Raw genomic sequence first — 10,089 nt, 5'->3', positions numbered from 1 at the left:
AAGTAACACAGATCACGATAAAACTGTAATGGATTGCAAGTATGAGTAATTTTTACCCATATTAGAGTTTTTGCTTAAATTTTGGGGCGTTTAGATGAAACTTTTTTTATCAATAAAATACAATCGGTTATGACGTTTTGTGCAACTTATTTAAACGTTTGCACTGGCAAGTGTTGATGTAAATCAAATAGTCGTAGACAATATTGCCCCGTGTCGGACTCTCCTCCAGCGAGTACAGTGTGTACTTTTGAGACATAAGTGACTTAAATGACCTCAACACGTCGTGTTTCCAAGAATCGGAAATGCAACTTCTTGAGGTTCTTTGGGCCCATAGACTTTACCTATCAACGTAATAGGTAAGACCAATTTTCTATTTTGAGGTGCCATTGATAGGGTTGGCTCATTCTCTAGCCGTATCCGGGCACACAATAAGTACCTCGTTTTTAAGGGAAAGATGATGGTAATACCAGAAAACAGCAGCATCGTTATTTTTGGTGCTTCAGGTGACCTTACGTACCGTAAGCTCATTCCTGCTTTATACCACCTCTACGCGAACAAGCAGCTTCCAGAGAATTTTGCCATTCTGGGTGTAAGTCGCACTGAATACAGTGATGAGTCTTACCGCGCGAAGCTGAAAAAATCGCTTCAGGAAATGGAAAAGACTGAGCCAGAAACGCTTGATGCATTTATTAACCATCTGCACTACCAAGCTATCAATACTTCTGACACACAAGATTACAGTAAGCTATCTTCTCGTTTAGACCAACTTGCTGACGAATATCGTTTCGATCAGCGCAATACGCTTTTCTACTTAGCAACCCCACCAAGTTTATACAGTGTGATTCCTGCAAGTCTTGCAGCACACGGCCTAAACAAAGAAGAAGATGGTTGGAAACGCCTGATTATTGAGAAACCATTCGGTTATGACCTTGAATCAGCGCGTATTCTGGATAAAGAAATTCACGAGCACTTCCAAGAGCATCAAATTTACCGAATTGACCATTACTTAGGTAAAGAGACGGTACAAAACCTTCTTGTACTTCGCTTCTCAAACGCGATGTTTGAGCCGCTTTGGAACCGTAACTTCATTGATTATGTTGAAATCACGGGCGCAGAATTCCTCGGCGTAGAGGAGCGTGGTGGTTACTACGACAACTCGGGTGCCGTGCGCGATATGTTCCAAAACCACCTGCTACAAGTATTGGCGATGGTGGGTATGGAGCCACCAGCACAGATCAATGCAGATTCGATGCGTGATGAAGTCGTTAAAGTACTCCAGTGTTTAAAACCTTTGGACGAAAACGCTCTGCGTAACGATCTAGTATTAGGTCAATACACCGCTTCTGAAGTTCGTGGACAAAGTCTACGTGGCTACCGTGAAGAGCCGGGGGTTGCAGATGATTCTCGTACCGAAACTTACATCGGTTTGAAAGCATACATTAACAACTGGCGTTGGAATGGCGTGCCATTCTACGTGCGTACTGGTAAGCGTCTTCCAACACGCGTTACTGAAGTGGTTATCCACTTTAAACAAACACCGCACCCAGTGTTTGGTCAAAACGCACCAGAAAACAAGCTGATCATTCGCATTCAGCCAGACGAAGGTATTCAAATGAGCTTTGGCTTGAAAGAGCCAGGCGCAGGCTTTGAAGCGAAAGAAGTGAAAATGAACTTCCATTACGCTGACCTACAAGAAACGCAAATGCTAACTGCGTATGAGCGTCTTCTACTTGATGCTTTGAATGGTGATGCTACGCTGTTTGCACGTAGTGATGCGGTGGAAGCGTGTTGGCAGTACGTACAGCCAATTTTAGATTTTAAACAAGATCCACAATCCCTCTTCGGGTACGCATGCGGCACATGGGGTCCTAAAGAGTCAGACGACCTGCTACAGCGTGATGGTCGCGCTTGGCGCTTCCCATGTAAAAACTTAACAGATACGGATTACTGTGAACTATGATCAACCATAAGATCTACCAAACAGCAGAGCAGGTAGTTGAAAGCCTAGCTAACGACATGAAAGCGTTCAGCGAAATGGGCCGACCTGTTCACATCTCTCTTTCTGGCGGCAGCACTCCTAAAATGCTGTTCAAACTGTTGGCTTCAGAGGCTTACGCAACCTCTATTCAGTGGCAAAATCTCCACTTCTGGTGGGGTGACGAACGTTGTGTCGCACCTGACGATGCGGAAAGCAACTACGGAGAAGCGAACGCGCTACTGTTTAGCCAAGTAAACATTCCAACAGAAAACATCCACCGTATTCGCGGTGAAGATGACCCTAAAGTGGAAGCGGAACGCTTTGCGAAAGAGATGTCAGAGGTGATTCCGACTGAAAACGGAACCCCTGTGTTTGACTGGATCTTATTAGGTGTTGGCGCAGATGGTCACACAGCTTCTCTGTTCCCTGGCCAAACGAATTATGATGATGCGAATCTATCTCTTGTGGCGTCTCATCCTGAGTCGGGCCAGCTTCGTGTGTCAAAAACGGCACGCGTTTTAGAAGCAGCAAAACGCATCAGTTACTTAGTGCTTGGTGCAGGAAAAGCGGACATCGTTGAAGAGATCAACAGTTCACCTGCACACGCACTGCCATACCCAGCGGCTAAGATTCAAGCGAAATCTGGCCTGACGGAATGGTATTTAGATTTGGACGCAGCAGCAAAAATTGCTTAAAACGCTGCTCGTCAATGAAACAAAATTGGAGAGAAACAATGAAAGGTGATATCGGTGTAATTGGCCTAGCGGTAATGGGTCAAAACCTTATCCTAAACATGAACGATCACGGCTTCAAAGTGGTCGCTCACAACCGTACTGCTGCTAAAGTAGACGAGTTCCTGGAAGGTCCAGCAAAAGGCACGAACATCATCGGTGCATACTCTCTAGAAGAACTAGTAGAGAAGCTAGAAACGCCACGTAAAGTGATGTTAATGGTTCGCGCAGGTGATGTGGTAGACAAGTTCATCGACGCGCTAGTCCCTCTACTAGACAAAGGCGACATCATCATCGATGGTGGTAACACAAACTACCCAGATACAAACCGTCGTGTTGCTGCACTACGCGAAAAAGGCATCCACTTCATCGGTACTGGCGTATCTGGTGGTGAAGAAGGTGCACGTTTTGGCCCATCTATCATGCCTGGCGGCGCTCCAGAAGCTTGGGAAGCGGTTAAGCCAATCTTCCAAGGTATCTCTGCAAAAACTGATGCAGGTGAGCCTTGTTGTGACTGGGTTGGTAACGACGGTGCGGGCCACTTCGTTAAGATGGTACACAATGGCATCGAATACGGCGACATGCAGCTGATCACAGAAGCTTACCAGTTCATGAAAGACGGTCTTGGTATGTCTGCAGACGAGATGCAAGCGGTATTCGCTGAGTGGAACAACACTGAGCTAAACAGCTACCTTGTTGAAATTACGGCTGACATCCTTGGCTACAAAGATGAAGACGGTGAGCCTCTAGTTGAGAAAATCCTAGACACTGCTGGCCAAAAAGGTACAGGTAAATGGACGGGTATCAACGCTCTAGACCTAGGTATTCCTCTAACGCTAATCTCTGAGTCTGTATTCTCTCGCTGTCTATCTGCATTGAAAGATCAACGTGTTGAAGCTGAGAAACTGTTCGGTAAGACAATCACACCAGTTGAAGGTGATAAGCAAGAGTGGGTTGACGCACTACGTCAAGCGCTTCTAGCGTCTAAGATCATCTCTTACGCTCAAGGCTTTATGCTAATGCGCGAAGCATCAAATGAGAATGGCTGGGACCTAAACTACGGTAACGTTGCTCTTATGTGGCGTGGTGGTTGTATCATCCGCAGCGCGTTCCTAGGCAACATCCGTGATGCATACGAAGCAAACCCAGAACTAGCATTCCTAGGCTCTGATGATTACTTCAAAGGCATCCTACAAAACAGCCTAGTAGCATGGCGTAAAGTGGCAGCTAAGTCTCTAGAAGCAGGCATCCCAATGCCATGTACGACTTCTGCACTAACGTTCTTAGACGGTTACACAACAGCTCGTCTACCTGCGAACCTACTGCAAGCTCAACGTGACTACTTCGGTGCTCACACTTACGAGCGTATCGACCGTGAGCGTGGTGAATTCTTCCACACGAACTGGACTGGTACAGGCGGCGACACAGCGTCTACAACTTACGACGTGTAATCCGCAGTCAGTAAACGGATAAAAGCAAAAGGGTGCCCAATTGGCATCCTTTTTTGTGTCCGTAAGATATTGAGATATTGGTAGATTTGAAAGTTACATCAAACCTTGACTCGTTACGCACTTCTCAGAAATGGGAAAGCATGCTTTTGCTAGCAGTTTAATATTTCTTTTCGAAGATGAAGCCAAGCCGCTCTCTTGCATCTCCTCAACTACAAGGTCAAGGTAATAGAAATGACACAACAGAAGCCCCCATTTTACACAGCTTTCGTGTTGCTTATTTTCATATTACTGATCATTTACTCCATTTATCGCCTTTATCATCATTTCGCTTTCGAATCTCTACCGCTTCAGCTCAGTAGTGGCTTTCAAGTGGTCTACATTGATGCGTCATATGTTTTAAGTATCGCAAGCTTACTCTTGTGTCCTACATTATTGGTTTATATTTTATTTGATCGAATGACACAGTTAGTCAAAGTGCCGATTAAAGTGATAACCATAACAGTTGTCTTGTCCCTTATCGTTGCTATTCCAGTTCAAATTTTGGAATTTGGGCGATTGAGGTATATTGCAGAAAATAATGGTTACTCAGCGTGCCCACCTTTCACAATCGCGTCCAGTGGGATGTCGATTGAAGCTATGGTGAAAGATGAGAGGCTTTGCTTGGATGCTGAGATTAATCGCATTGCGGTGTATGGCTATTTTCACGAACTCGAACGGATTGATAACTATATCAAGTCACAGGAAAATTACACTCAATAGAAAAGAGCGCTAGGCGCTCTTTTCAGTGGTCGTTTTCTTGTTTTGATAAAACCTGTCTTTGAGGTAGAGAATTGCGCTGACCACAAGAGCCACTACAGAAACAATAAATAGGGCATACATGCTAAGAATCCATGCGAATGTAGCCGTCAAAAACGCAATGAAGGAAAACATTCTGCTGAAAGACATCACATGGCCAAGTTTGCTACTTTTCATAAACGCCTCCCAAAGCTGAGTGGGGATAGACAAGTGTGCTCATATACCACGCTTTGATTGTCTGTTCTTTTTTGGCGTTTCACACAAAAAAGTGGCTAAAGATTTCTCAAAAAAGGTGAAATATTGAACTGGTAGACAAATCCATAAACGGATTTACAAATATATGAATGCATTTGTCTATCACTTCAAAGTTTTTGCTGTGCAGATTAAGGCCTTTTAACGCTATTATTGCAGCCTTCGAGTTTACTAGGCGTAATTTCAAGTCAATAATTCCGGGAAGCTCATCCTCATTATCAGTCACGATGAAAATCACTTTTCTTTGCTTAACAATACTTTATTGAATATGTGTGATTGCATCAGGTTTGAGAATGAAACTAAGGTTGCAAGAAAGGCGAAAAAGAGTGCTAGGTAAGCCTTTGAACTACGCCTATAATTAGCGCCCACATGGAGGATGTTTAATAAATGAACATCCTCTATTTTTTGAAACCAGCAACAAGGATCCAGTAAAACGTGTTTTTCTGGTGTTGTTTACGTTGACCAAGAAGGTGATTAACACAACAAATTGAGGTTCTAAGATGACTCTTAACAAGTACTTTGTTTTCATTCCGGCAGAATTGGATCAGGAAATACACAAGGACAACCAAGTGATCTCTGAGAAGGAAACTCAACGTCAGGCATTAGTAAAACAGGCGCAACAACAAGGTGGCCTGTAAGCTAGGTTTCAAATAGAAAGAGCACCGCAAAAGTGCTCTTTTTGTATCTGAGGTTATGGATTAACCCAATATGCCGAGGCTTTTCAGCTTTCTATAAATTGTATTTCGACTGACGCCAAGCATACGAGATGTTTTGCTGATGTTCCCCTGATTGGCTTGATATGTTTTGAGCAGTTTGTCTTCGACGGTTGCACGCAGTTCTAACGTGGGTTCGGCAGCGGTTGTTACGTCTTGAGCCTGGCTGAGTTTCTTACTCAAGTGAGTCGGTACGTGAGCGAGCTCCAACGTTTCTTCACCTTGCGCCATTAATGCGGATACTTTGATTAAACTATCGAGTTCACGCAAGTTTCCTGGCCAAGAGTAAGAAAGCAGCAGAGAAAGTAGGTGAGGGCAAAGTTGTTGTTCAGATTCAGCATGACGTCGATGGATATTTGCGATCAGTTGTTGCTTATCATCTCGTTCTTCAAAACGAGGCAATTCGATGATCAAACCATTGAGGCGATAGTATAAATCTTGACGGAACAATCCTTCGCTAACCAAGTTCTCGAGATCTTTATGCGTGGCCGCGATGATTTGCGTATCGACTTGAACACTTTGGTTTGAACCAACGGGAAGCACGGTTTTATCTTGCAATACATGCAGCAAGCGGCTTTGAGCTTCCAAGGGTAAATCTGCGATTTCATCCAGAAACAAAATCCCCTTGTGCGCTTGGCGAATTTTTCCCTGATAGCCTTTGCTGTTTGCGCCAGTAAATGCACCAGCCACGTAGCCAAACAATTCGGACTCAACCAAATCTTTCGGTAGTGCGCCACAGTTGACGGAAACCAACGGCCCCGTTTTTCTCTGGCTGTTTTTATGTAGCGCTTTCACAAACTCATTTTTACCAACCCCAGTTTCTCCGAGAATCAGTAAGCTGATGTCTTTATCGATAACACGATTGGCTTGTTGCCAGCAATGCTCGACAGTGGAATCACCATAATGCAGATCATTGGAAGCGGTAACGGAACGAGACTTCACTTTTTTGTCGGTCAGCGGCTTTGTTTTGAACACGAAAGGGTGCTCGTCACTTTGGATAGAAAGAATGTCGTCGAGCGATTGCCCGATGACGTTTTGTTGCGCGAGGAGCTGAGAAGCAACTTGATTGTGCGCAAGAATCTGTCCATCTTCATTGGCGATGATAATCCCTTGCCACCCACTGTTGAGTAAGCCTTTCTCACATGCCAAATCCACACGAATATGCCCTTGTGGAATCAAGTTAAGCAATTGATTTTCAACTTGCTGAACCATGTTTTGTACCAGAACTTGCGTTGAGAAATCATGTTTCTTTTGTTCGCTGGTGATATCTAGCACGCCAATCAAATGACCAAGATGATCGAAAATAGGATTGGCCGAGCAGCTAATAAAACGATGATGTTGGATGAAGTGTTGATCGCCGATGACTGAGACCGGTTTTGCTTCAACTATCGCAGTCCCAATCGCGTTGGTGCCTTTGACCTTTTCTTGCCAGCACGCACCAGAGCTTAGCGCAATTTCGGTCAACTTCTCGCGGAACTTAGGTTGTCCCCAACTGCCGATGATGACGCCGTCGGCATCCGTCAGAATTAAGCGGCTGTCACTATGAGCAAAAAGCTGATTGAACAGCGGGAGAGCAAACTGGGTGACGGTTTCCAATAAGAAGTTGAGTTGGTGACGCCTATCTTGAAGTGTCGCTGGTGTCACTCGAATATCTTCAGGGCGTCGACGCTGTTTTAAACCCGCCTGTTCACTTCGGATCCATGAAGTTGAAAGCCAATTGTTATCGCTAATGTGTTGAAGTTCCATGACTGTACCATTTTGTCACAGTGAGGGTGTGCCATTTTGGAACACTTGAACATTGGTGTTCACACCATACATCCGCTCAAACATCGCTCACTTGGTTTGTTATCGCTTGGTAATCATAGTTTTACATTTAATTAACAACAAGTGTGGTGTAGTTGGCGTGTGACTTGCGTAATGCTCTTTGTGAACAGTGCGATACGACACTGCAATAACACATTGAACGAGAAACAAAAGGAAGAGTTATGATCTATGCACAGCCAGGTAGTGAAAATGCCATCGTTAATTTCAAATCGCATTACGATAACTTTATCGGTGGGGAATGGGTAAAACCAACGGGCGGTGAGTACTTTGATAATATCTCACCAATCAACGGACAAGCGTATTGTAAAGTTGCTCGTTCTGGCGAGGCGGATATCAACTTAGCATTGGATGCGGCACACAACATCAAAGCAAAATGGGCGAAAACCAGTGTGACTGAACGCTCTAACATCTTGCTGAAAATCGCTGATCGTATCGAACAGCATTTAGAAGAACTTGCAGTTGCAGAAACATGGGAAAACGGCAAACCAGTTCGTGAAACCTTGGCGGCGGACTTGCCTTTAGTGGTGGATCATTTCCGTTACTTTGCGGGTTGTATTCGCGCACAAGAAGGCAGTGCGGCGGAGCTGGATGAGCACACGGCAAGCTATCACTTCCCAGAGCCGATTGGCGTAGTTGGTCAAATCATCCCTTGGAACTTCCCAATGCTCATGGCGGCTTGGAAACTGGCACCGGCACTTGCGGCGGGTTGTTGTGTGGTATTGAAGCCAGCAGAGCAAACGCCAACGTCGATTTTGGTTTTGATGGAAAAAATCGGTGATCTGCTTCCTCCGGGCGTCATCAACGTTGTAAACGGCTTTGGTTCAGAAGCAGGCCAAGCGTTAGCAACCAGCAACCGTATTGCAAAACTCGCGTTTACGGGCTCAACACAAGTTGGCAATCACATTCTAAAATGTGCGGCAGACAACTTGATCCCATCGACAGTTGAGTTGGGTGGTAAATCTCCAAACATCTACTTCTCAGATATTTTCGACTACGAAGATGAGTATCTCGATAAGTGTATTGAAGGTACGTTACTTGGTTTCTTCAACCAAGGCGAAGTTTGTACCTGTCCATCTCGTGTGCTGGTTCATGAAGCGATTTACGATAAGTTCGTAGATAAATTGACGGAACGTGCGCAGTTAATCAAGCAAGGTAACCCGCTCGATACCGATACTCAAGTTGGTGCTCAGGCTTCTCAAGAACAGTTTGATAAGATTTTAAGTTACCTAGAAATCGGCCGTGAAGAAGGCGCAAAAGTGGTCTTTGGTGGTGGCGTGTCTGAACAGCCAGAGTCAATCAGTCAAGGGTACTACATTCAGCCAACAATGCTGGAAGGCCACAACAAGATGCGTATTTTCCAAGAAGAAATCTTTGGCCCAGTGATTGCTATCACTAAGTTCAAAGATGAAGCGGAAGCACTGGAAATTGCGAACGACACGGAATATGGCTTAGGTGCAGGTGTTTGGACGCGTGATGCAAACGTGGCATATCGCATGGGCCGTAATATCGAAGCTGGTCGAATTTGGATCAACTGTTACCACGCTTACCCTGCACACGCTGCGTTCGGTGGCTATAAAAAGTCGGGTATCGGCCGCGAAACACATAAGATGATGTTGGATCATTACCAAAATACGAAAAACCTATTGATTAGCTACAGTGTTGATCCACTAGGCTTCTTCTAAATTGAAGTAGTTAACAAAGAAAAAGCAGTACTAACCAAAACCCCGAGCCTTCGGGGTTTTTTATTGCATGGGCTTGCGGGGGGGAGGGTGTATATACGTGAAATTTATATTTTGAACCCATTTATATTGCGTGATCAGGAACGTTGAATTACGGTCACTTTTCGTTCAAGTAGTTTTTCGACCGCGGTGTTTTGCTTTTCAAGACTAAACTGCTGATCAAAATCCAAGACGCGATTACAAGACTCAAGACTCGCAAACTGGTTTAAACATTCGCTAAGTTCTCTTTTAGAGCTCATTCGAGCCAAACTGCTTTCTGATGAAGAGAGTAGGGTCACTTTGCGGCCATGAAACGTTCCTTGTGGCAGAGCATCACTTTGCTGCGCTTGCTTTACTTCATGAACCGGTAAGTTAGTGTATTTAGATTGGATGTCGTTGGACATAGAGACACCTAAACTCTTAAGTCTAAAGTTTGTGGCATCGGAGCTACCTCAGCAGTGGCGACATGAGCAGACAATAACGACTCCCACGACTCACTTTGCGTCAACAATTCCGCCAAAGCAGTTTCAAAATACTCATAATCCAGTCGCTTAATGTTAATGAGTCGGTTTAAACAGAGTACATGTCGATGATTATCTAAACTAAAGAATAATTGATGCTCAGGCC

At 44.7% G+C, this 10,089-nt stretch carries 9 protein-coding genes and 1 pseudogene; 6 read left to right on the top strand and 4 right to left on the bottom strand.

Annotated features, from left to right (window positions below):
- The first annotated feature begins 457 nt into the window (after positions 1 to 457).
- From zwf to CAG69_RS22455, 4 genes are all read left to right on the top strand, one after another.
- Positions 458 to 1,960 carry a glucose-6-phosphate dehydrogenase gene (zwf, locus tag CAG69_RS05085; RefSeq protein ID WP_005397367.1) on the top strand — a complete coding sequence of 501 codons (1,503 nt, stop codon included), beginning with the start codon at positions 458 to 460 and terminating at the stop codon, positions 1,958 to 1,960.
- On the top strand, positions 1,957 to 2,673 hold the full coding sequence (gene pgl, locus CAG69_RS05080; protein WP_005397368.1) for a 6-phosphogluconolactonase: 717 nt from the start codon (positions 1,957 to 1,959) through the stop codon (positions 2,671 to 2,673). The genes zwf and pgl overlap by 4 nt, the downstream gene beginning before the upstream one ends.
- A gap of 38 nt (positions 2,674 to 2,711) precedes the next feature.
- Positions 2,712 to 4,160: a decarboxylating NADP(+)-dependent phosphogluconate dehydrogenase gene (gene gnd, locus CAG69_RS05075; RefSeq protein ID WP_005397369.1), complete on the top strand. Its 1,449-nt coding sequence runs from the start codon at positions 2,712 to 2,714 to the stop codon at positions 4,158 to 4,160.
- A 231-nt stretch (positions 4,161 to 4,391) separates the two neighbouring features.
- The gene (locus CAG69_RS22455) at positions 4,392 to 4,919 is read left to right on the top strand and encodes a hypothetical protein (protein ID WP_237668040.1); all 528 of its coding nucleotides are present in this window, start codon (positions 4,392 to 4,394) and stop codon (positions 4,917 to 4,919) included.
- Positions 4,920 to 4,928: 9 nt separating this feature from the next.
- On the opposite strand, the gene CAG69_RS05065 is transcribed toward CAG69_RS22455, so the two are convergent.
- Complete coding sequence (locus tag CAG69_RS05065; protein ID WP_161443028.1) at positions 4,929 to 5,132, bottom strand: hypothetical protein; 204 nt, start codon at positions 5,130 to 5,132, stop codon at positions 4,929 to 4,931.
- A gap of 575 nt (positions 5,133 to 5,707) precedes the next feature.
- Here CAG69_RS05065 and CAG69_RS22290 point away from each other — a divergent pair.
- Positions 5,708 to 5,845, top strand: coding sequence for a hypothetical protein (locus CAG69_RS22290; protein WP_005464410.1), 138 nt, complete (start codon positions 5,708 to 5,710; stop codon positions 5,843 to 5,845).
- 60 nt (positions 5,846 to 5,905) lie between these two features.
- Here the strand turns inward: CAG69_RS22290 and CAG69_RS05060 are convergent, their stop codons facing one another.
- Entirely contained in the window at positions 5,906 to 7,666 is a 1,761-nt protein-coding gene (locus CAG69_RS05060) for a sigma-54-dependent Fis family transcriptional regulator (protein WP_161443027.1), read from the bottom strand.
- Between the two features lie 239 nt (positions 7,667 to 7,905).
- Here CAG69_RS05060 and exaC point away from each other — a divergent pair, with 239 nt between their 5' ends.
- Positions 7,906 to 9,426, top strand: coding sequence for an acetaldehyde dehydrogenase ExaC (gene exaC, locus CAG69_RS05055; RefSeq protein ID WP_161443025.1), 1,521 nt, complete (start codon positions 7,906 to 7,908; stop codon positions 9,424 to 9,426).
- A gap of 134 nt (positions 9,427 to 9,560) precedes the next feature.
- Here the strand turns inward: exaC and exsE2 are convergent, their stop codons facing one another.
- Positions 9,561 to 9,866: a T3SS regulon translocated regulator ExsE2 gene (exsE2, locus tag CAG69_RS05050; protein WP_005397379.1), complete on the bottom strand. Its 306-nt coding sequence runs from the start codon at positions 9,864 to 9,866 to the stop codon at positions 9,561 to 9,563.
- Positions 9,867 to 9,874: 8 nt separating this feature from the next.
- A pseudogene (gene exsC, locus CAG69_RS05045) lies at positions 9,875 to 10,089 on the bottom strand (type III secretion system regulatory chaperone ExsC); the annotation flags it as partial.

The organism is Vibrio sp. V43_P6S15P86 (assembly GCF_009904725.1).
Lineage (GTDB): Bacteria > Pseudomonadota > Gammaproteobacteria > Enterobacterales > Vibrionaceae > Vibrio > Vibrio diabolicus.
The sequence above is the reverse complement of the archived record's forward strand: the minus strand, read 5'-3'. Positions and strand labels throughout refer to the sequence as shown.